We start from the raw sequence: 24,035 nt of genomic DNA, 5'->3' as shown, positions 1-24,035 counted from the left end.
CAGCAATTGTGTATTTCAAAAGACCATCCTTCCTATTCGTTATTCACCTACGTAAGTATCCATCAGATTTTCATTGACCCAATCTAATAATTCAACTTTTGAACCTTCCAATTGTCGTTGAATCGTAGCTGGTAACCGGAATGTAATAATGTCATCAAAACCCCATTCACCATAGGCCAGCGTCACTTTCAAATCGATATAACCAGCAGCAATTTCTTGTTCCTGTTTATTGTTAGGAATCAATTCTACAACGCCCAAATCAGATTGTAGCCATTTTTTGGCAATTGTTGTTTTTAACCGTTTATATTCCGAAACAGCTAGGTTACGTTTTTCCGGAAATAAGATGGTTTGGCGGAGTATTTTTTGAGTCAACATCCACTCATAATCTGTAAACAAATTCTTAATTTTTTGCATAACTTCATTGTCCAAACCAAATTGGCCTTCTTTCCAAGCTTGCCAATCGGCTGCTTGAATTTGATAAGCGGAGTAAAAATTTTCTTCTGTTTGATACTGTTCAATAATTGCGTCAACAATAATATCTACATAAACTTGATGCATAATCATTCGCCTCCATTTTCTATTTTACTGAAATTCTCTAAAAAAAGCATCTTTTTATCTCTGGATTTTATCATATTTACTAAATTGTCCTTGTTTTCTAATTTCTCTTGTTTACAGTATAATAAATAATGAAGAAGATTTGAAGAAATTGCATAGATTAGGAGGACTTCTTTTGACAAAAAAATTATATCAATGGGGCATCGTAGGATTAGGTGGGATTGCCCACGAATTTGCTTCAACGTTTAAACAAGAAACTAGCCAACTTGCAGCTGTTGCTTCACGGACATTGTCTAAAGCAGAACAATTTGCCGCTGATTATTCAATCCCTAAAGCCTATGGTTCTTATGAAGAATTGCTAGCAGATGAAACAATCGATGTTGTCTATATAGCAGTGCCAAATAAACAACATGCTGAACACATTTTAAAAGCGCTCCAGGCCGGAAAACATGTGTTGTGTGAAAAAGCTATTACGATGAACGCGGCAGAATTAAAACAAGCCTTGGCAGTTGCAGAAAAAAATGACCTTATTTTAGCAGAAGCCATGACTATTTTTAACATGCCACTATACGACGAATTACGTCGCTTGATGGATGCTGGCAAATTTGGTCAGTTAAAAATGATTCAAGCACCATTTGGAAGTTACAAAGAACCCGATCCTAAAAATCGCTTTTTTAATCCTGACTTAGCAGGCGGCGCATTGTTAGATATTGGTACTTATGCGGTTTCGTTTGCTCGTTGGTTTCTCAGCTCACAGCCAGACGTTTTAGCTTCTAGCATGGTTCCCTTCTCTACTGGCGTTGATGAACAATCGGTGACATTGCTTCGGAATAAAGAAAATGAGTTGGCTACTATTTCATTAACATTCCAAGCAAAAATGCCAAAGCAAGGAATTGTTGCTTTTGAAGATGCCTATATTACCATTACAGATTATCCACGTGCAGATGAAGCAATCGTTCACTACAATGACGGTACGGTTGAGACCATCGTTTCTGGGTACTCAGCTGAAGCCATGAATTATGAAATCTACAATATGGTTGAAGCAATCAAAGGTACTCAACCCAACCGCTCCTTATTTTTCACGACAGAAGTCATTGATATTTTGGACCAGATGCAAAAATTATGGCAGAATTAAAAAAAGAACTTCGGCTTTTGCCGAAGTTCTCTTTTTTATTTGTTCTCTATGGATAAATACGGTTTAACATACGTGGGAACGGAATCGCTTCACGAATGTGTTCATTACCAGTAATGAACGTAACAGCACGTTCTAAACCTAACCCGAAGCCGGAATGTGGCACAGAACCGTATTTACGTAAATCTAAATACCAGCTGTATTCTTCTTCAGATAAGCCAAACTCAGCTACTTTTTCTTTCAAATAATCATAATCAGTTGCACGCTCTGAACCACCGATAATTTCACCATAACCTTCTGGCGCAATTAAATCGGCACAAATTACAACATCTTCACGTGTTGGATGTGGTTTCATATAGAAGGCTTTAATTGCTTTTGGATAATTTAAAATGAATGTTGGAACGCCATAGTAATTTGAAATAAAGGTTTCATGTGGGCTACCAAAGTCTTCGCCCCATTCAATGTGATCATAATCATTGTTTGCTTCTTCTTTTTGTAATAACTCAATCGCATCATCGTAAGTAATACGTTTGAATGGTTCCGAAACATATTTTTCCAGTAAAGCTGTATCACGTTCTAAAACATCCAATGGATATTGTTGATTTTTCAATACTGATTTAATTAAATGTTTTACGTAGGCTTCTTGAATATCTAGTGATTCTTCATGAGTTGTGTATGCCATTTCTGGTTCAATCATCCAGAATTCCGTTAAGTGACGACGAGTTTTGGATTTTTCCGCACGGAAAGTTGGTCCAAAAGTAAAGACTTTTCCAAATGCCATCGCACCAGCTTCTGCATATAATTGACCTGTTTGTGATAAGAATGCTGGTTGTCCGAAGTAATCTGTTTCAAATAATTCTGTTGTGCCTTCTGGTGCTGAGCCTGTTAAAATTGGGCTATCAATTTTAATGAATCCTTGTTCGTTAAAGAACTCGTAAGTAGCACGAATAATTTCGTTACGAACTAACATGATCGCATGTTGTTTGCTTGAACGTAACCATAAATGACGATGATCCATTAAGAAATCTGTGCCGTGTTCTTTCGGCGTAATTGGGTAATCTTCTGAAGCGCCAACGACTTCTAAATCAGTGATATCCATTTCATAGCCGAATTTAGAACGGCTATCTTCTTTGATAACACCAGTAACCATGACTGCTGTTTCTTGTGATAAATGTTTAATTTCTTGGAATTTTTCTGTACCAGCTTCTTCACCAAAGGCTTCAATGAAGTTTGGTTTGAACACGACACCTTGGAAAAAGGCTGTCCCGTCACGTAATTGTAAAAAGGCAATTTTCCCGCTTGAGCGTTTGTTAGCAATCCAAGCGCCAATTTTTACTGTTTCTCCAACATGTTTGTTTGAATCAATAATTTGAATTTGTTCCACGTTTGTCTCTCCGTTCATTTCTTAGTTTATTCTTTTAGGCGTTGTGCTGAATTCGTTTCTTTTCTATAAAGTCGTTCATTCGCTCAATCGCTTTTTCTAACGTCATTAAATCTGTCGCATAGCTCATCCGCACATGTTCTGGTGCACCAAAGCCCTCTCCCGTTACCAGAGCAACATGCGCTTCTTGTAATAAATCTTCCACCCAGTTAGTCACGTTATCATACCCACAAATTTCTAACGTTTTTTTGACATTCGGGAATAGATAAAAGGCGCCTTCAGGTTTTATTAGCGAAACACCTGGCAAAGCTGCTACTTTTGGATAGATATGATTCAGGCGTTTTTCAAAGGCCTGACGCATGTCTTCAACTGTCGACTGTTCACCTGTTAAAGCCTCAATTGCCGCATATTGGCTAACTGCGACTGGATTACTGGTGGATTGTGAAGCGAGTTGTGTCATTGCTTGAATAATTTTTTCATCCCCGACTGCAAAACCAATGCGCCAGCCTGTCATTGCATATGTTTTGGAAACACCATTAATAATGATTGTCTGTTGACGAATTGCTTCTGAGATGGTTGCAATTGGTGTGAACCGATGTCCATTGTACACCAAACGACCATAAATATCATCTGCAATAATGAGGATATTATGAGCAACTGCCCATTCACCAATTTGGCGTAATTCTTCTTCCGTATAAATAACACCAGTTGGGTTAGATGGTGAATTTAAAATGATTGCTTTTGTTTTGTCCGTTCGTACAGCTTCTAATTGTGCGACTGACACTTTAAATGATTGCTCTTGCGTGCTTGATACAAATACTGGCTTGCCTTCTGCTAACTTGACTTGTTCACCATAACTTACCCAATAAGGGACAGGGATAATCACTTCGTCCCCAACGTTCAAAATGGCTTGAAATAATAGATACAGCGCATATTTGGCACCATCTGTCACAATAACTTGCTTGGGTTGATAACGAAGTTGATATTCTCGTTCTACATAAGAGACAATTGCTTGCTTTAACTCAGGAATGCCGCCAGAAGGTGTGTAATAACTTGCTCTTCCATCCTCAATTGAAGCAATTGCTGCTTTTTGAATATTTTTTGGGGTTACAAAATCTGGTTCCCCAACCGTTAAGCTTAAAACATCTACACCTTTTGCTTTTAATGCTTTCGCCTTGGCGGCAGCTGCTAATGTAACAGAAGGAGTCAATTGCTGTGCTCGATTTGATACGTTCATACACCTTTCACTCCCACTTTCATCAAAACCTATCTAAATTAAATATCTTTGACAACGTTGATCTCTTCGCCTTTATCAAAGCTCATAAGATAATATGTTAGTACTCCTTGATCATTTTCGGTGACCACTTCCCATGCAGGGCGCTTATCATAAAGCCCTAACGTAGCTTTCATCACCGATTCATCGGGATGGGCTTTAGCAACAATGTCTGTTATTTGTTGTTCAGTTTGACCATCTTTTTGATTTAAGACCGTGACTTTTTCTCCCGATTTAGGGACAATCACGACAATCTCTGTGCCTTTATCATTTTTGCCGGTTAAAGTAAAATACGTATTTTTGCGTGTAAACCAGTAAAATTTATCAACTGTTTCTAAATTAGCAGAAGTTTTGGCAATTGCGGTTGCTTCTTTTTTGGCTTGAGCCATTGGTTGATTGGTTCGTACAAAAAAGATAATTATTGTTACAAGAATTGCTAAAAGGATTGCCAATAGGGTTAAAAGGACAGTAATCCGTTTCTTCTCTTTCTTTTCTTCTAATTCCTCCAAAAATCCTTCCATCCTCTCTAAACTTACTGGGTCTTATTATAGCAGAAAAATAGCGGCCTTTCACAAATATGACCTAAAAATAATCGATTATTTGTTTAAAAATTCCTTTAATTCTTCTAAAATTTCAGGCATGGGCGCTTCTTTTACTGAAAGTCCCTTGGGAAACGCTTTGATTAATCGTTTGCCATATTTTGCAGTGACTAAACGACGATCCAGAATCAGCAATGCCCCTCTGTCTTCTTCAGAACGGATTAAACGGCCCAGTGCTTGTCGCAAACGTAAGGCTGCTTTCGGTACCGCTTCTTGAGCAAATGGTTGTATCCCTTCTGCTTCTAAATACGCATATTTTGCTTGCACAAGTGGTCGTTTCGGGTTTTCAAAAGGTAAACGCGTGACTATCAATAACTGTAAAGATGTTCCTGGTAAGTCCACACCTTCCCAAAAGCTATCGGCTCCTAGCAAGACATTCGGTTTTCCATTAGAGAACCGTTTAAGAATTTTTTCACGACTGCCGCTAATCCCTTGGGCGAGGACCTCTTGTCCTTTTTCCAATAATCTCGGCTGGACTTGATGATACACGGTGGACAATAATTCATGCGAAGTAAAAAGAACCAACATCGAACGTTCCTCTTGCGCCATCAATTTTTCAATGGTATCTGAAATGTATTGACCCATTTCATAGGAAGAGGCATTTTGAATGGCTACTGCTTCTTCCGGTACATAGACTCGCGCATTTTCTGCATAGTTATATGGCGTTGGTAGGGTTTTGAACGTCACCTCTGTTAAACCTAACCGTTGCGGTAAATACTTTTTATTGTTGCCAAACTTCAATGTGCCGCTTGTATAAATAATTCGTTCATACCGCGGATACCACTTTGTTTCAGGAAGCAAACTAGCTTCTAAGTCATGAATTTCAATCAAGCCATGGTCTTCATTTTGTGGTAAATATTCTTTTACCCAACGTGGACGCCAATCATCAAGATAAATGGTAAAACAGTGGTGAATACGTTCAATTTCATCAAAAAATTGAAACAAGCGAACAAAAACGATGCGATCAGCCAAACTAAAGGTTTCCAACTGACTCATAATTGTTTGCTGTAACTTACTTTGAATAGTTAACAGCTCCTGCAGTAAAAGCTGGAGCGTTTGACTATGTTTTTCTCCCGCAGCAGATAAATAATCAATACGTTCTTTGGTTAAAAGCAACTCCTGATGGTCTATTCGCTTCTGCGTTTTACTAAATAAACGATGCAATTCAAAAAGAAAATCTTGCCATTCATCCACAAAATCCAGTAAACCTTGCTGATAAATTTTTACAAACCGCTGCTCTTCAGAAAACTGTTGAAAAATTTGCTGTAAAGCAACAAAAAGTTGTTCTTTTTCAATAAAATGTGTGACTTGTTTTTTTAGTATCACACTGTTTACTCGTTCGCTCGCCATCCGACTAGCGATGTCTGGTAAATGATGTGCTTCATCAATAATTAGCCACGGACTTTCAGGTAATAACGGTTGTTTTCTTAGCGACTCTTGCGCCAAAAATGCATGATTAACAATCAACACGTTACTTTGAGCGACTTTTTTATACAGATGTCTTAAAAAGTCAACTTCATAAAGTTCATCTTTTTTTGAAAGAAAATCCAATCCGCGATGTGTAACTTCTTTCCAGAATAAATGATTTAAATTCGTCAATTGTAGTTCATCTAAATCGCCCGTTTCTGTTTCTAGCAACCAGACGAGAACGCCCATTTGATAAAGAGCGTATTGTTTTTGCGGAGTTGGCTGATTCAACGTTGCCTTAAAGCGTTGTAAATCAAGATAGTGTCGATGGCTTTTAATAACAATGCCTCGTAATTTCCCTTGGCAGATTTGATTGGCTAATGGTAAATCTTTTTCCACTAATTGATTTTGTAAAACAATCGAAACTGTTGAAATGATGACTGGTTTTTCTGGCGTTGCTAAATAGCTCATCGGCAACAGATAGCCTAATGTTTTTCCCGTTCCAGTCGCCGCTTCAATAAATAAATCTTTTGTCGTTCCTTCTGTAAAATGATCATAGACTAAATTCATCATCCGACTCTGTTCCGCACGATAAGCGAAACGTTCGCCAAACAGTTTTTCTTTGGCTTTTTTAGTTTTGGGATACGTGCTAGTCTGATAGAACGTTTCTTCAAAAAGAGGAACTTCTTTTTTGCGTAAAGCAATGCCACTGACCACTTGATAAGCTGGATTTAATGGTGTGACTTGTTTTTTCATTTGTTCATACGTTTGTTGAATAAAAGTACTGGTTTCCCGCGCTGTCTGTTGACTTAATTCCGCAATTTTTTCCATAGTGACTAATGGTAAAGATTTCATTTTTTCTTGAATTAATAACAAAAGTTCGGCTGTAACCTGCGCATCACTATCTGCTTGATGGGGATTCTCATGAGACAAACCTAAGCTTTCCGACAAATCACTTAAACGGAAACTTTTTTCTGTCGGTAAAAAAATCTGTGCCAATTCCACTGTATCAATGGCTGGAATGGTAAGTGGCGGCGTGCCACACCGTACCAGTTCACGAGCTAAAAAATTATAATCAAAGTGGACGTTATGCGCCACAAAAATAGTATCTTCCAGATAATGATAAATTGTATGTGCTACATCTTCAAAATAAGGCGCTTTTTGAACTTGCGTATTACTAATCCCCGTTAAACTTTGAATTTGTTTTGGTACTACTTGATTGGGATTCACATCTGTCGCAAAGTTCGCAATAATCTTTCCATCTTGAACGAGAACGCATCCAAACTGAATGATCCGATCACTTGTAGGATCTGTTCCAGTCGTTTCAAGGTCAACTACTGCATACACTTGTTTGTCTTTCAATGACTTCACGCCTTTCATTCATCTTTGAAAATTATACTACAATTTATAGGATTTTCACTAGTATTTCAAAAATTCTCTTGAAATCTTTTCCAGAAATAATAAGAAAGAGCCTGAAACAAAAATCCAAAGTGATTTTTGTTTCAGGCTTAAAAGCTGATAAACTGAACGGTTTTGTCTTACCTTCTCCTAAATAAACGATTAATAACAGTCAAGGATTTTCTGCATATACTGGTTTAATTGCCCATAGCCTTCCAATTCTCTGATTACTGGGAGCGGACAACGAACCTTTTTATTAAATAGTGTCCGCTTTTCAACATATTCTGTAACTTCGTCTAAAAATTTATCTAATCCTTTTTCTAATTTCATACAACTTAACTGATTGCAAATTCGCACGTCTCCTGCCTTTTTCTTTTGAACTTGTTTAAATGATTGTGAGAATGCTTTTGCTTCAAACATTTGTGCTTCTAACTGTCTTTTTTCAATCGTTATTTTCGGTACTGCTTGATTTCCATCAGTATCCTCTAACTGGCGACTCATAAAGCGACGATAAATTTCCTCTTCTAATTCGTCCAATTGTCGTTGAAAGTCCGCAGGAATTGTCCGACTTGATGAATTTTCTTTCTCACTTTCCATAGAGACAGCTTCTTTTTCTGGCTTCTGCTCCTCTTCTTTTTCGGCAGACTTATCCACTGAATTTAGCGAGCTTTTTTCTGTTTCTTGTGGAAAAGTAAATAAAGGTTTTGCCGCAGTGCTCTGCTGGTTTTCTTGTTTTTTTTCTGGCTGTGCTTCTTTAATTGGCACTGTTTCAGATAACACTGGTTCTTTCGCTGGTTCTTCAAGCGCTAGTTTGTTAACAGGAAGCACTGCTTCACTTGTTGCTACAGTTGTTTCACCTTCTTGATTTTCCCGATTATCAGGCGAGAGATTGACGTCTGGTTGTTCCAGATTAGTATCCTCTGATACTTTCAGCGATGCCTGTTCTGCGGCTATCACAGGAGAAGCTCTTTTCAAATGGATCGTTTTTATTTGTCTAGAAATGACGGGATTTCTCGTTTGATTAACGGCTTCATTTAAAGAGGCTAAATTTTCTTTTAAAAGTGTCAACATTTCACGTAAGACAGCAATTTCACCAGCTAATTCCGTTAATTGATTTTCTTGCGGCACTACTTGCACATTGGTTTCATTCATACGGACTGTTTTTTTATTTTTAGTTGTCGGTATTTCATACATCCATTGTTTCAGTGCGGATCGTAAGTCACGAGTGGTCGGCTCAAAACTTCCAAAATAAACAGTGTAGTACATTAACTCCGTTTCAACATAGACATAAATCTTTTTAACAATTAACTCTTCAAACTGTTCTGATTCATCCCAACTTTCGCATAAAGCCTCAAAAAATTGTTCCCCTTCTGCTAAATTTTGATACTCTTTCGCTAAATAAAGCTTGCGAATTAAGTAAAAATTATACGGTGTTTCAACATTATCTGCATAAATTTCTCGTCCTAAAAAATCTGGATTCGTTTCTTTACAAAGAAAGACCGTTTTCTCTTCTGGTTGTGTTTCAAGTGTTTTAGTCATGAGATTCACTTCCTTTTTCTCCGTTAATAACCATTTTTTAATGATAGATACCTTTAGTATACAGGAGAAATTCTTCTGATTTTCTCATATTTTTAAGAGACAATAGAAATTTTAGAGAAAAATCGACAGAAAAAAAAACGTGAGATAAACAGTCCTATTGACCATTTATCTCACGTAAAATACTTAAACTGACTATTTTATCCTTGGACATGTAACCAATTATTCTGCTGAATCAATTGGCAAAATCGTGTCTTTTTTCTCGCGACGTGCAATTGCTGGTAAAATCATTCCTAATAGAATTAAGACGATTGGTGTCACAATGTTAGAAGCTAATTGGAACAACCAGCCTTGAGGGTCTGAAGCATACTCAAATTTAGGCACCATTCCTAGGATACAAGCAAAGGCTGTAAATAGGAAACACCAAAGACCAAACACAAAACCAATTTTAGGATTTTTAACAAATTTATATTCTGAATTAAATTGTTTGTATGCTTTGTTTAGAAGCATATAGGCAAAGAAGACCCACAAGTAACGCATTGGCATAACTACAGAATTTAAGTTAGTTAGCCATTTAACCACTTCGTTCATGTCCTTCAACCCAAACATCGGTAAAGCGATAATAATACTTACTAAAATACCAGTTAATAGGTAACCATTAATTAACGTACCTTTTTTCGTACGTTTACGTAACCAACTTGGAACAAATTCTGGATCTGCTTCAGCTAAAAGAATTTTCAGTGGAGCATCAATTGAAAAGGCTAACGCAGCCACTTGACCCACTGTATTCGTCAAAGCATAAACAATCATTAAGAGATTACCGACACCATAATATGCGCCTAATTTTTGGAAGGCACTGTAGGCACCATTTGCCATTAAATCTTTAGGAATATTGTCACTTGAGAATAACATGCCCATTGCAAATGAACCTAAAACAGCCGATAAACCAACCATTGCTGCTAGGAAAATCATTCCTTTAGGGAACTCTTTGGCTGGATTTTTAGTTGCATTTACGTAAGGAGAAATTTTTTCAGCGCCACCTACCGCAAAAACTAACATTGATACGGTTGTAAAATAACTAAAGTCAAATTTAGGAATGTAGGTGCTGACTTGTGACATGTTTGGCGTCGCAAATTCAACCGTTGAATTAATAAATGGTGCGCCTACCGCTAATAAAATGAATAAAATAGACATCACAAACATGGCGGTTCCAGCTAAACCACCAATAACTTTTAAGGTGGTTAACCCTTTTGTTGATAATAACAAGAAAACCAAGAAAATTATTAATGAAATAAATGATACCGTTACGATTGGCATCGTATTGACTAGGTTTCCATTCCCTTGAACTGCCCAACCTAAGGCAATTAAAATTGCTTGTGGTTTTTGTGCCAAGTAAGGAATGTGCACTACCCAATAAGTCCATGCTGCATAATAGGCTAGACGTTTAGTACTGGTGTTTTGCACCCACGAACTAACCCCACCATTACTGTCTTTAAATGTTGAACCTAATTGTCCTACGATTAACGCATAGGGAATAAAATATAAAACTAAAATCAAAAGCCATGAAGTGACCACTGAAATCCCTTGTTGTGCATAATTATTCACAACATTTCCAAGACCCCAGACCATGTTAAAGGCAATTAACCCGACGGTGAACCATCGTAATTGCTTTTTGTCCATATAACCAATTCCTTTCTTATTAAAAAAATAAAGCTCTTCATTTATCATAAGCATTTTACTTTTTATGCACAAGCTCAACATAATTAAATAAAGATGGCTTTTTAATAAGTAATTAAAACGCTTCTAGCAATGATTTTCTAATTTATTTGATGACTAAAAAAGGCCGGTGAATAAGTTGCTTCACCAGCCTTTTTCTAAGAGATTTTTCTTTTATAACATATCAAATAATGATAATTGGTTTTCATCTGGCAAGTCTTTTAAGACACCATTTTCATTCATGTATTCAATTAACGTTTTAGAAACTTTGCCTCGTGTTGCCAAATCTTCTTTCGATAAGAACGGTTGCTCTTCTCGCGCAGCAACAATGGCTTTCGCTACGTTGAGGCCTAAACTTGGCACTGCTCGGAAAGGTGCAATCAAGGTATCCCCTTCAATCACAAAATTTTCAGCATCTGATTTGTACAAATCAATCATGCCAAATTTATAGCCCCGTTCCAACATTTCATTACATAATTCTAAAACCGTTAATAAGTTTTTCTCTTTAGTGGAGGCGTCCATCCCTTTGTCCGTAATTTCTTTCATTCGTGCTTTCACAGCTTCTTTTCCTTGTGACATTGCCACTAAGTCAAAGTCATCCGCCCGAACGGAGAAAAACGCACAGTAATATAAGATTGGGAAATAAACTTTAAAGTAAGCGACCCGCAACGCCATTAATACGTATGCTGCCGCATGGGCTTTCGGGAACATATATTTAATTTTAGAACAAGAATCAATATACCAGTCAGGGACGTTGTTTTCCTTCATCGCATTTAAATACGTATCCCGTAGTTCATCAGGAATCTTATTCCATTGTCCTTTACGTACCGTTTCCATAATCTTAAAGGCCATCCCACTGTCCAAACCAGCATGAATTAAATAAACCATGATATCATCCCGACAACCAATTACTTCAGCAAGATTGGCTTCGCCACGGCGAATCAATTCTTCTGCATTCCCTAGCCACACATCGGTTCCGTGAGACAGTCCAGAAATTTGAAGTAATTCTGCAAAAGTTGATGGATGGGTCTGTTCTAACATACCTCGAACGAAACGTGTCCCAAATTCAGGAATTCCTAAAGTTCCTGTTTTAGAATAAATTTGCTCTGCATCCACACCTAGAACATCAGGTCCTTCAAAAATACGCATCACTTCTGGATCGTCTGTTGGGATGGTTTTTGGCTCAATCCCAGATAAATCTTGTAACATCCGAATCACGGTTGGATCATCATGTCCCAGAATATCAAGTTTTAAAATATTATCGTGAATGGAATGGAAATCAAAGTGCGTCGTTTTCCATTCTGCCTCTTGATCATCAGCAGGGTATTGGATTGGCGTAAAGTCATAAACATCCATGTAATCAGGAATTACAATAATACCGCCGGGATGCTGCCCAGTCGTCCGTTTAACCCCTGTTGAACCTTTGGCTAAGCGATCAATTTCAGCACCACGCAAATGTAAATTATGATCTCTTTCATATCCTTTAACAAAGCCATACGCTGTTTTGTCGGCTACTGTACCAATGGTTCCTGCCCGGTAGACATATTCTTCACCAAAAAGAACTTTCGTGTAGTTATGGGCTTCGGCTTGATAATCGCCAGAAAAGTTCAAATCGATATCGGGAACTTTGTCGCCATGGAACCCTAAGAACGTTTCAAAAGGAATGTCATGACCATCTTTAAACAATCGAGCGCCACATTTTGGACAGGCTTTTTCAGGCATATCAAACCCTGAACCATAGGAACCATCTTCATAGAACTCAGAATATTGACACTCAGGACAATAATAATGTGGCGCTAAAGGATTTACTTCAGTAATCCCTGTCATTGTCGCAACAAAACTCGAACCGACAGAGCCCCGTGAACCGACTAAATAGCCGTCTTCATTACTTTTATGCACCAGTTTTTGAGAAATTAAATAAATGACCGAGAAACCATTCCCGTTAATCGAATTCAGTTCCTTTTCTAACCGTTTTTCGACAATTTCTGGTAAAGGATCGCCATACAATTCGCGCGCACGATTGTAGCTTAAATCAGTGATTTCTTGTTCAGACCCAGGAATTTTTGGCGTATACAAATCGTCTTTTACTGGAATAACTTCTTCACATAAATCAGCGACTTTGTTGGGATTTTCTACTACAATTCGCTTAGCGACGTCTTGTCCTAAAAATTGGAATTCCGTTAACATTTCATCGGTGGTTCTGAAATGAACCTTTGGTAAACTATGGCGATTTAACGGATTAGCGCCACCCATAGACCCGACTAAAATTTTCCGATAGATGGCATCTTCTTCATTTAAATAATGAACATTTCCAGTGGCGACAACCAGCTTGCCAAGTTCGTCACCGATTTTCACTAGATTACTAATAATTTCTTCCAAATCTGCTTCATTTTTCACCAATTCTTGTTCAATTAATGGCGCGTAAACTGGTTTGGGCATAACTTCAATATAATCGTAGAATTTGGCACGATTTTTTGCTTCTTCGACACCTTTTTGCATCATTGCTTCAAAAATTTCGCCGTTTGAACATGCGGAACCAATTAAAAGCCCTTCTCTTAACTTCGATAATTGCGAACGAGGAATCCGTGGTACTCGGAAAAAATAATCTACATTGGACATGGAAATCAATTTAAAAAGATTTTTTAATCCTGCTTGAGTTGTTGCTAAAATCGTTGCATGGAAAGGTCGAGCTCGTTTGTATGAGTCTCCTTCGCCAATATGACGATTCAAATCATCATGGAAATGCATATCATGATTCTCTTTCGCTTCTTTTAAGAAAATCCAGCACAAATGACCTGTTGATTCCGAGTCATAGATGGCGCGGTGATGTTGTTCTAAGTTGACGCCAAATTTTTTCGATAAGGTATTTAGACGATGGCTTTTGAAATGTGGATACAAGAATCTGGATAATTCTAATGTATCGATGACGGGATTAGCCGCTTCAGGTATTCCATGTTTGCCATAACTTGTATTTAAGAACCCCATATCAAAAGAAGCGTTGTGGGCCACTAAAATAGTTCCTTCTGAAAACTCTTTAAACATGCGTAAAACTTCTTCTTCGGATTTTGAACCGCGCACCATTTCATCTGTAATCCCAGTTAAATTGATTGTCGTTTGAGATAATGGATGGCCAGGATCAATAAACTGCTCAAAAGTCTCAATGACATTTCCTTTGTGCATTTTGACTGCGGCCAATTCAATAATTGTATCATAAACAGCGGAAAGCCCCGTTGTTTCCACGTCAAAGACCACATAGGTAGCATCTGTTAATTCAATATGTTCTTCGTTGTAAGCAATGGGTACACCATCATCAACAATATTAGCTTCCACGCCGTATAAAATTTTAACGCCTGCTTTTTTACCTGCAGCATGGGCATCAGGAAACGCTTGGGCGCCGCCATGATCCGTAATTGCGATGGCCTTGTGCCCCCATTTCCCCGCTTGGGCCACCAAGTCACCGACTTTATTGGTCGCATCCATTGTACTCATGTTACTATGCAGGTGTAATTCTACACGTTTTTCACCTTCTGGCGCGTAGTCTTTTCTTGGCGCATGGGCGACTTCCATCAAATCTTGGGCATTCATGACTAAATCACGCATGAAGGTATCTTCTTGTACACTACCACGAACACGAATCCAACTTTGCGGTTGAATCGCATCAAAAACTTGTTCATCTTTTTCCCCATTCGAAAATTTCTTCACCACGAAAGAGGAAGTATAATCAGTTATTTTCAAAATTAAAATTTTTCGTTTAGAACGCAATTCACGCACTTCTTTATCAAAAATAAAGCCTTCAATCGTTATCCGACGTTCTTCTTCCAGTATATTTCCCATTGGCATAATGGGTTCATCATTGGGAATATTCCGCCCTAAACGAATTGGACCATCAAACGCAGGCGCTTGTTGTTGTTTTTCTTTTTTCATTTGTTCATGTTTAACAAGCGATTCAGCAGCTTGTTGTTGAAAGGCTGCGGCTTGTTCTAATTTTTGCTCTTCAAACTTTTTCAGCACTTCTGCAGCTTGCTGTTGATCCATTTTTGGTTCAATATGAAATTTAGGAAACCCGTAAGAGAAATAAAGTTCCTCAATAATTGGTAAATATTGTTGCTTCAAATAAGGAATAACTGCTTCATTATCAACAGGTAAGATAATTTTCCGATCTTCAAATTGTGGTGTCTGTGTTTTTAAGACTTTCTGAACTAACGGTGTATTGCATTGACTATTTAACAAGGCCAATTGCCAATAATCCGTTAATTGTTCCTCAGTAAATGTTGTCTGATTTGTGGTTATTTGAACGGAAACCTGCGCAATTTGTTGAAAAGCTAGTTCCAATTGTTGCATAAATGTTTGATATAGCATCACTGGCATCAATTCATCAAAACTTAAATGAAATTCCCATAAGCGACTTTGTTGGTGAACAATGACCTTGTCAATCCGGCCATTTTGAATTAAGGGATGTTCTTTCGCTGTGTCATCTAACTGAATTTGCGTCATCAGTTTATCAAATAAATCGCGTGCTTTTTCTGTCACAAAATGAACCTCCTTCTATCATTGAAAAAAGGCCCTCAGACAAATCTGTCAAGTGCCTTTTTTCGGTTTCTCTGCATTCGCTTCTCTATTAAGTATACTCGTTTTTTGTAAAAAAACAATCTTGTTCCGTCAATGGCTTGCTAAAAATTAGAGAACAAGAGTAATGTACTCCTGAAGAATTCCATTATTTGTTTGAACATATTGAACAAAAAAATCCTGTCAATCCGTATTTACCAATCCCTTACAAATCCATTCTTGCCATTTCTTCCAATTTCTCAATCTCTTTTCGATAATTTTTCCGCATGGCTTGTTCTGTTTCTTCTAGGATTAAAACAAATCGGTTTTCTGTTCGTTTCACTTCATCTAAACTGGTGGCTATTTGATGATGAAACATTCGTTTGTCCCAAGTATCATTTCTAGTAAAATAAGCCACCTTGCCTACTAGTTGGTTCGTTTGTTGTCTAAATCGCTGGATTTCAGCGGAAACATGTTGCTGTTGTTGATTGATTCTGCGCTTTTCTTGATAATAGTTGTCTTCAATCATCTGGTAACTGCGGCGTTTTTCTTCCGGTGTCATCTCTTAACCTCCTTTTGCTGGTGTTTTTAAATTTGCGTCAGGAATCGTTTTCAAATAATGGCTCGCTGCGTCCGCCACTTGCCCTTGAAACGCACCTTTTAAGGAAGAAGGCAACGTAGTTTTTGATTGTTTGCTCATCAATTCTGAAAGTTTCTTGATTGTATGTGTGGAGGTTTGTTTGATGGTTGCGATTCTGGTTTGTTTTGCTGTAATCACAGCTTGAATGGCTTGGCGTTCTTGTATCTTTTGTACGCGTTCTAATTCCAATTGAAGTTCTCTTTCCAGTTCATCCATGTGCGACATCCTTTCATTTCTGTGCAAATAACTGATTCCCTGCTTGGCGATCGTATTCTTGAATATTTTTAGCCGCAGTTGTTAACTTTTCACTAAATGTCATCAGTTTTTGATTATATTGTTGAACTTGTTTCCGATTGTGACTGGCCTGTGCCTCGTCCCACAAACGACTTTTTTCATACGGTGCAATCATTGCTTGGACCTCAGAATAAGACAAATATTGTCTAATTTCATTAGCACTTGTTAAAATTTCCTTGGAAATTTCTGCTAACGCTTGTTCTGTGTCTTGCTGGCTTTGTTTTAGCAATTTCTCCGCTTCTTCACCGATTGTCCTAGCCTGATTAGCTACCTGTAATGCCAAGTCTGCTCGTAACTTGATTTTTTGACCGCCAGAAGCACTGGCAATTTTTGTATGTAAAGAACGAATAGCTTTATCAGTACCAGATTTTAATTTTTCCAAATTCGCATTCGTTTGCGCAAATTCGCCATAGAGTTCTAAGTACTCCTGCACTCGTTTTTTCGCTTCGGCTTCATTATTTGTGGTGGGATCCCAGTCGCCATTTTTCTTTGCCCAGACTTTCGCTGCTAACTTGACTTGCTCCAAAGTCATATTCGGTGCAAAAATGCCATCTTTGGCTAAACGATCCAAATCCAAGTCGTCCCCGTCAAAATAGTTGGCTAAAGTATTATGTTCACCAACCCCTGAAATCGAAGAAATCGTGCCATATTTACTATCACGTCCTGACAGTGCTGCCCATGAATCATTTTGGTAGCGAATCAAAAATTCTGGATTTTCTTGTAGCCACTGTTTTTCACTCGTCGTTAAACGTTCAAATTGATTGCGGCCCCAATCATCAAAACTGGTGGTACGAAAGCCCATTTCTTGCCCGTATTTCCCTGCCATTTTCATCATGTAGCCACCTGATTGACTAAAGCCTGCAACATCGGTAATTGTGCCGTTTTGCGAGGCGATTTTTTGCTGCGTTTGTTTTAAAAATTTTTCAGCTTCCTGATATTCTTCAGAAAGTCCACCTACAAAAGCTGTTCCAGCTGTTTCAAAGCCTTTTTTACCTTCATCCCCAAATGAATTGGTACCAGCGTACACGACAGCGACGTTGTTATAGTCAGGTTTGCCTTGGTCATCTAAAGGGGCGATGGCCATGGCATTTAGTTGGCTGGATTGGGTGCTGGCGGCTTTGTGGATTATTTTGAAGTCTTGTGTTTTGTCTTGAATTTCTAAAGCTACTGTATCACTATTCAATTGAACTGTCTCTTTTGTAGAATCAATTGCTTTTGCTAAGGTCTCTGTTGTAATTTCATCATTACTCAAATTCCTTTCCCTCCTAATATATTAATTCATGAATTTCTAAGTTATAAACTACTTTTGCATTTGGACTTCCTTTATCAGACTTTCTAAATCTCTCAAAAACTTTTTTTTCAGCTTGGTTCAAATCGTATGTCGCATTCCTTAATCCTACTCTAACTGCAACATCTGTATTTTTATCGTTTAATGAGTCTAGCACAACATATTTTTTCAATTCATCATCATATTCTGTTTTATCGGTTAGACGAAAATACATCATGAAATAATCATCTTTAGATACATATACTCTAATTTCACTATTAACATAATTCCCCAACAGCGAAGTCCCATATCCTTTTGCATTCCGCCATTCCACGCCAACGCCTTGCCACTCAATCTTCTCAATGCCTTCGTAGTTTTCCACTAAATAGTTCGACACATATTTTTGAATTAAATCGATTCCTTGTTGGTAATCCTTTTCTATTGCTTTTTTATCCATGTATTGTTTTCCTCCGATTCCTATTATGATTAGTAATGCAGTAGCTAAACCAATTAGCCACCATCTTCCTTTTTTCACTAGCTTCCCTCCTTTCTTTTTATGTACAATCATGTTTTAAAACTCTATGTTAAGATATTCAGGCTTCCTGATATTCAGAAGAAAGGCCACCTACAAAAGCCGTCCCAGCTGTTTCAAAGCCTTTTTTGCCTTCATCACCAAAGGAATTGGTACCAGCGTACACGACAGTGACATTGTTATAGTCAGGTTTGCCTTGGTCATCTAAAGGGGCGATGGCCATGGCATTTAGTTGGCTGGATTGGGTGCTGGCGGCTTTGTGGATGATTTTGAAGTCTGTTTTTTTTCCTTGAATTTTCAATCGTACATTTGTATTCTTTGTTTGAACAGTATCTTTCGTCTCATCAATAGCGTTAGCTAATATTTCCGTTGTGATTTCTCTACTCATAGATTCTCCCCCCTAATAGTTCAACTCATAAATTTCTAAGTTATAAATGATTTTTGCATTATCACTACCAAAAATTGACTTCTCTAGCTTCGTGAATGATTCTTTTTCACTCTGTTTTAAATCATAGGTAGCATTTTCCAAATCCGATTTGATTGAAAAATCAATATTTTCAGAATTCAAAGAACTTGCTTTAACATATTTTTTCAAATTATTGTCATAATCTGTTTCATCTGTCAAAGTAAATCTTACAGAAAAATATTTATCTTCTGATACAAATATATTCACTCTAGTATTCACATAATTCCCCAACAACGAAGGCCCATATCCTTTTGCATTCCGCCATTCCACGCCAACGCCTTGCCACTCAATCTTCTCAATACCTTCATAGTTTTCTACCAAATAGTTTGATACATATTTTTGAATTAAACCGATGCCTTGTTGGTAATCTTTTTCTATTGCTTTTTTATCCATGTATTGTTTCCCTCCAATTCCTATTATGATTAGTACTACAGCAGCTAAGGTACTTAGTTTTCCTTTTTTCACTGGCTTCCCTCCTTTCTTTTTTATGTACAATCATGTTTTAACACTTATTGGATTCGTCCCATAAATTCCTTTCACTAGTACAGCACCAATGCTACTGGGTTCCCTTTACTAACCTAACTTCATTCAATCGTTTCTGTTCTGAAAGAGTATTTTCTTTAATTTTCTAACCTATTTTTTATTAGTTATAACCTCCTCTATTTAATCTAATGAATTAGCCACCATTTTATAATACCATTAACATATAATTACTGTAAATATAATTTTAAATTCTATATATATATGAAAAATTTGTTTAAAAACACAAAAATATCATTTAATCAGCTTAAATCACTTATTTATTTCCTTTGTTATTAAAAAAAATAAATGGAATAATTTTATATAGATTAATTTTTAAAATCGAATATTGTTTATAGCTTGAGACATTTAAGTTTTTTATTACATTAAAAAAGCTTAAAACAAAATCAGAGAAACTTTGATTTCGTTTTAAGCTTTATACTGTTATTAAGTTTGTTTATTTATTCCACTTCTGATGTTGTGTTCATCAAAATAGAAAGTGTACTTTCTAATTCTTCTTTGCGTACTTCCAACATTTCACCAGTACGTTTGATTTTGACTTCTACCACACCATCGACTGCTTTTTTACCGACTGTGATACGGATTGGACAACCAATTAAATCAGCATCAGCAAATTTTACGCCTGCGCGCTCATTGCGGTCATCAACTAATACTTCGTAGCCTGCTTCGGTCATCATTGCTTCAACTTCTTGTGATAGTTTTGTTTGATACTCATCTTTCACATTCATTTGGACCACGTGTAAATCAAATGGAGCAATTCCTGTTGGCCAATTAATACCGCGCTCGTCTGCATTTTGTTCAACGATTGCTGAAAGTAAACGACTAACGCCGATGCCATAGCAACCCATGATCACTGATTTTTCACGACCGTTTTCATCTAAAACTGTTGCGCCCATAGCATCACTATAACGCGTTCCTAATTTAAAGATATGACCAATTTCGATTCCTTTAGTAAAGGCTAAGACACCATTGCCATCAGGAGAAGGATCGCCTTCTTGAACAAAGCGTAAATCTTCGTAACTAATTGGTTGGAAATCACGATCTGGATTTACATTTGTCAAATGATAGCCATCTTCGTTAGCCCCAACAATGGCGTTGGCTAAATCTTGAACAGCTAAATCTGCATAAATTTTAACATCTTCGGAAACATTGACTGGACCAATTGAACCAAAGCCCGCTCCTAAGACACGGCGAGCATCTTCTTCTGTTGCTTCATCTAAGAAATCAGCGCCTAAGAAGTTTTTCAATTTGACATCATTGACATCATGATCGCCACGAACCAAGACCATTACTGGCTCTTCATCGGCAATAAATAGTACTGATTTAATAATACGTTGTGGCTCAACTTCAAAGAAGTTTGCCACTTCGGCAATTGTACCCACTTCTGGTGTTGCAATTTTTTCTAAATCTAATTGTGTTTCATGTGATTTTTTTGGCGTATAAAGACTTGTTGCCATTTCTAAATTGGCAGCATAATCACTTTCTGTTGAATAGCAAATAGTGTCTTCCCCAATTTCAGAAATCGCCATAAATTCTTTAGAATCTTTACCACCCATGGCACCACCGTCCCCAATAATGGCACGGAATTCTAGTCCACAGCGTTCAAAAATGCGTGAGTAAGCTTTTTCGTAATCACGGTATGATTGATCTAAACTAGCTTCATCAGCATGAAAAGAATAGCCATCTTTCATAATAAATTCACGGCCTCTTAATAAGCCAGAACGAGGGCGTTTTTCATCACGATATTTTGTTTGAATTTGGTATAAATTCAAAGGTAATCGTTTGTAAGAATTGATTTCATCACGAATTAATTCTGTGAAGGTTTCTTCATGCGTTGGGCCTAAGATATAGTCACGGTCATTGCGATCTTTTAAGCGATACAAGTTAGGTCCATAAGTTTCATAACGGCCTGATTCTTTCCAAAGTTCTGCGGGTAATAACGCAGGCATTAACATTTCAACTGCATCAATTTTCTCAAATTCTTCTCGCATAATCGTTTTTAATTTTTCTAAAACACGATTGGCTAAAGGTAAATAAGAATATATCCCTGCAGCGACTTGACGAATATAGCCTGCGCGCAACAGAATTTGATGACTTAAGACTTCTGCATCATTTGGTACTTCTCTTAACGTTGGAATTAACATTTTTGACTGTTTCATTAAAACTCTCCTCTATTTTAAAATCAACTATTTTTGATTTCTTTACACACTTTTTTACTTAAGCTTTCTCCTTAAAAGAAAAAGCGTTGAATATCGTTCCAAGTAACTAACACCATTAACACCATGACAAACCCAAAGCCAATTAACGTAATGATGCCTTCTTTTTCAGGACTAATTGGTTTTCCACGTACACCTTCAATAATGTTTAAAACAATTTTCCCGCCATCTAAAGCTGGGATCGGCAACAAATTAATAATCCCTAAGTTCATTGACAACATGGCCATTAAGAATACAACTGTACTTACTCCAGCATTGGATGCTTCTTCCGATAATTTAAACATCATGACTGGCCCACCTAGTTTGTTTAAGCTAAAGCCTGTGAATAGTGAGCCGAGTGCTTTAAAAATCTGTGTCGTACTATTCAAAGTATCCTGAATACCGCCCATCAATTTTGACGGTAAATCGGTTTTCATATAAGGATAAACGCCGACTTTACCAATCGTTTGTTTTTCCACTTTTTGTTTTTCTGGTGTCACTGTTAGTTGCTCTTCTTTGCCGTTACGCTCAACTACGAACGTTAACGGCTTTTCGGGGTTCTTCTGCACAATGGTTGTAAAATCTTCGTATTTTTTGATTTTTTGATTATTAATCGATAAGACTTTATCGTTTTCTTTCAACCCAGCTTCTGCGGCTGGGCCATTAGGAATCACTTGTCCAATTTGGTTCGTGTTTAAATCAGTGACGCCTCCTTGTAGAAAGACCGCTAACGTAAACAGAATAAACCCTAAGATAAAGTTATTCATGGGTCCCGCAAAGTTCGTCAAAATGCGTTGCGATAATTTCGCTGATTGAAATTGAACGTCAAGTGGCGCAATCCGCACCTCGGTTCCATCACTTTCAATAATCGTTGCATCATGGTCAACTTTATAAACGGTTTCTTCTTCCTCGTTTCCATTGACATAACCCTTGATGAATAATTCTTTTTCAAGATCAAAATCAACGACTTCCATCGGAATACTATGAGGTAATTGTACTTTTTTACTTGTATTAATTTTAACCACATTACCCACGGCATTTAACTCAACAGATAGAGGCATACCTGGTGTGATTTCTGTCATGTCTTCGCCCATCCCAGCCATTCGCACATAGCCACCAATCGGCAATAAGCGAATCGTATAAGTGGTGCCATCTTTTCCACGATGCGCAAAAATCTTTGGTCCCATTCCGATTGCAAACTCACGAACTAAAATACCCGCTCGTTTTGCAAAATAAAAGTGGCCAAATTCATGTACGAGGACAAGAATACCGAAGACAATAATGAATGTGATAATTGTTTTCATAGATGTCCTTCTTCCTTCATTCACTGACGTTCAGTGCTTTTTATTATTACATGGGAAAGTCTCGTAAAACTTGCTCTGTTCCCTTCCCGATAAACCAGTGCAACTGTTTACTGAGAACAGTCGCCACTGTTAGTGAACAAATCTTTCCTTATGTAAGACAAGTTTTATTTTAGCATATTCACTCATAAATAACCATTGGACTTGACCACTTCGTCTGGATATTTTGTGTTTTTTTAGAAAACTCTATAAATGAGAGGAATTGATTACTACGACCAGTATTTTTTTAAAGACCTTCAACAATAGTAGCTAACTTTAGACCATAAACTTTTCCGACAGTTTGTCGTATTTTATCAACACGCTGATTGACATGTGCTACCATGAAAGTATTAATAGTAATTTTAGGGGGAATGAATCAATGTATGGAGAATTACATGGTAAAGTGGCCGTTGTCACTGGTGCAGCTACGGGTTTAGGATTATTTATTACTCTGCGTTATATCTTAGAGGGCATGAATGTTGTTGCTGACTATGTCGGTGAGCTGCCTAAAGAATTTGAAGATGTTCAAGCCAAGCACGCAGACCGCGTAAAATTCGTGAAGGCTGATGTCTCTAATGAAGAGGATATTAAAGCGTTAGCTGAAACCGCTTTAAAAGAGTTTGGTCATGTTGACATTTGGGTAAATAACGCCGGTGTGGAGGCTTCTTTTCCGACAATTGATATGCCATTAAAAGAATGGCAACGTGTCATTGATGTCAATTTAAACGGTGTCTTTTTGGGTTCTAGAGAGGCACTCCGAATATTTAGAGATCAAAAAATCAAAGGGTCAATCATTAATATGTCCTCCGTTCACCAAAGAATTCCTTGGCCAACGTTCGCCCACTATGCGGCAAGTAAAGGTGCAACCGAAATGTTCACGAAAACAATCGCTTTGGAATATGCGGAATATGGTATTCGTGCCAACTGTATTGCACCTGGAGCGATTAACACACCTATTAATGCTGAAAAATTTTCCGATCCCGAACAGTTAAAACAAACAACGAGCATGGTTCCTATGGGCATTATTGGTAAACCAAATCAAGTAGCTGCTGTGGCCGCTTGGTTAGCTTCTGATGAATCCTCATACGTAACCGGAACAACACTCTTTGTAGATGGCGGGATGTCTCTATACCCTTCGTTCCAACACGGAGCTGGTTAAAAAGTAGTCTGCAACAAAATTCTCTATGAATTTTTGTTGCAGACTTTGTACTATCACACA

General features: G+C 37.5%; 17 protein-coding genes and 1 pseudogene. 2 read left to right on the top strand and 16 right to left on the bottom strand.

Annotated elements, in window-relative coordinates; translation table 11 throughout:
- Positions 1-39 precede the first annotated feature (39 nt).
- Positions 40-564: a hypothetical protein gene (locus IGK96_RS03985; RefSeq protein WP_002382789.1), complete on the bottom strand. Its 525-nt coding sequence runs from the start codon at positions 562-564 to the stop codon at positions 40-42.
- 166 nt (positions 565-730) lie between these two features.
- On the opposite strand from IGK96_RS03985, the gene IGK96_RS03980 reads away from it, so the two are divergent.
- On the top strand, positions 731-1,690 hold the full coding sequence (locus IGK96_RS03980; RefSeq protein WP_002382786.1) for a Gfo/Idh/MocA family protein: 960 nt from the start codon (positions 731-733) through the stop codon (positions 1,688-1,690).
- A gap of 46 nt (positions 1,691-1,736) precedes the next feature.
- Here IGK96_RS03980 and asnS read toward each other — a convergent pair whose 3' ends face one another.
- From asnS to rseP, 15 genes and pseudogenes are all read right to left on the bottom strand, one after another.
- Positions 1,737-3,089, bottom strand: coding sequence for an asparagine--tRNA ligase (asnS, locus tag IGK96_RS03975; RefSeq protein ID WP_002376912.1), 1,353 nt, complete (start codon positions 3,087-3,089; stop codon positions 1,737-1,739).
- 16 nt (positions 3,090-3,105) lie between these two features.
- Complete coding sequence (locus tag IGK96_RS03970; protein WP_002359774.1) at positions 3,106-4,305, bottom strand: pyridoxal phosphate-dependent aminotransferase; 1,200 nt, start codon at positions 4,303-4,305, stop codon at positions 3,106-3,108.
- A gap of 38 nt (positions 4,306-4,343) precedes the next feature.
- A complete protein-coding gene (locus tag IGK96_RS03965) occupies positions 4,344-4,862 on the bottom strand; it encodes a cell wall elongation regulator TseB-like domain-containing protein (RefSeq protein ID WP_002382785.1) in 519 nt (172 codons plus the stop codon).
- A gap of 75 nt (positions 4,863-4,937) precedes the next feature.
- The gene (locus IGK96_RS03960) at positions 4,938-7,727 is read right to left on the bottom strand and encodes an ATP-dependent DNA helicase DinG (RefSeq protein ID WP_085442966.1); all 2,790 of its coding nucleotides are present in this window, start codon (positions 7,725-7,727) and stop codon (positions 4,938-4,940) included.
- Between the two features lie 180 nt (positions 7,728-7,907).
- Complete coding sequence (locus IGK96_RS03955; protein ID WP_085442967.1) at positions 7,908-9,284, bottom strand: hypothetical protein; 1,377 nt, start codon at positions 9,282-9,284, stop codon at positions 7,908-7,910.
- Positions 9,285-9,503: 219 nt separating this feature from the next.
- Positions 9,504-10,961, bottom strand: coding sequence for an amino acid permease (locus IGK96_RS03950; RefSeq protein WP_002356790.1), 1,458 nt, complete (start codon positions 10,959-10,961; stop codon positions 9,504-9,506).
- Positions 10,962-11,171: 210 nt separating this feature from the next.
- Positions 11,172-15,527 (bottom strand): PolC-type DNA polymerase III, encoded by a 4,356-nt coding sequence (locus IGK96_RS03945; protein WP_085442968.1) that lies wholly within the window; start codon positions 15,525-15,527, stop codon positions 11,172-11,174.
- Positions 15,528-15,768: 241 nt separating this feature from the next.
- Positions 15,769-16,104, bottom strand: coding sequence for a hypothetical protein (locus IGK96_RS03940; protein WP_002400825.1), 336 nt, complete (start codon positions 16,102-16,104; stop codon positions 15,769-15,771).
- Between the two features lie 3 nt (positions 16,105-16,107).
- Positions 16,108-16,398, bottom strand: coding sequence for a hypothetical protein (locus tag IGK96_RS03935; RefSeq protein ID WP_002400826.1), 291 nt, complete (start codon positions 16,396-16,398; stop codon positions 16,108-16,110).
- A gap of 13 nt (positions 16,399-16,411) precedes the next feature.
- Positions 16,412-17,728 (bottom strand): hypothetical protein, encoded by a 1,317-nt coding sequence (locus IGK96_RS03930; protein ID WP_010707320.1) that lies wholly within the window; start codon positions 17,726-17,728, stop codon positions 16,412-16,414.
- 13 nt (positions 17,729-17,741) lie between these two features.
- Entirely contained in the window at positions 17,742-18,278 is a 537-nt protein-coding gene (locus IGK96_RS03925; protein WP_010828902.1) for a hypothetical protein, read from the bottom strand.
- 61 nt (positions 18,279-18,339) lie between these two features.
- Positions 18,340-18,663: pseudogene (locus tag IGK96_RS03920) on the bottom strand (hypothetical protein); the annotation flags it as partial.
- Between the two features lie 12 nt (positions 18,664-18,675).
- Positions 18,676-19,206, bottom strand: a complete 531-nt coding sequence (locus tag IGK96_RS03915) for a hypothetical protein (RefSeq protein WP_010707318.1) — start codon at positions 19,204-19,206, stop codon at positions 18,676-18,678.
- 515 nt (positions 19,207-19,721) lie between these two features.
- Positions 19,722-21,440: a proline--tRNA ligase gene (locus IGK96_RS03910; RefSeq protein WP_002359769.1), complete on the bottom strand. Its 1,719-nt coding sequence runs from the start codon at positions 21,438-21,440 to the stop codon at positions 19,722-19,724.
- 71 nt (positions 21,441-21,511) lie between these two features.
- Complete coding sequence (rseP, locus tag IGK96_RS03905) at positions 21,512-22,780, bottom strand: RIP metalloprotease RseP (RefSeq protein ID WP_002362168.1); 1,269 nt, start codon at positions 22,778-22,780, stop codon at positions 21,512-21,514.
- Positions 22,781-23,195: 415 nt separating this feature from the next.
- On the opposite strand from rseP, the gene IGK96_RS03900 reads away from it, so the two are divergent.
- Positions 23,196-23,975 carry an SDR family oxidoreductase gene (locus IGK96_RS03900; protein ID WP_085442969.1) on the top strand — a complete coding sequence of 260 codons (780 nt, stop codon included), beginning with the start codon at positions 23,196-23,198 and terminating at the stop codon, positions 23,973-23,975.
- Positions 23,976-24,035: the final 60 nt, after the last annotated feature.

It is taken from the genome of Enterococcus sp. DIV0682 (genome assembly GCF_051712685.1).
In the GTDB taxonomy this organism is placed as follows: Bacteria; Bacillota; Bacilli; order Lactobacillales; family Enterococcaceae; genus Enterococcus; species Enterococcus faecalis.
Note: the sequence above shows the minus strand (reverse complement) of the source record. Positions and strands in the feature narration are given on the sequence as shown.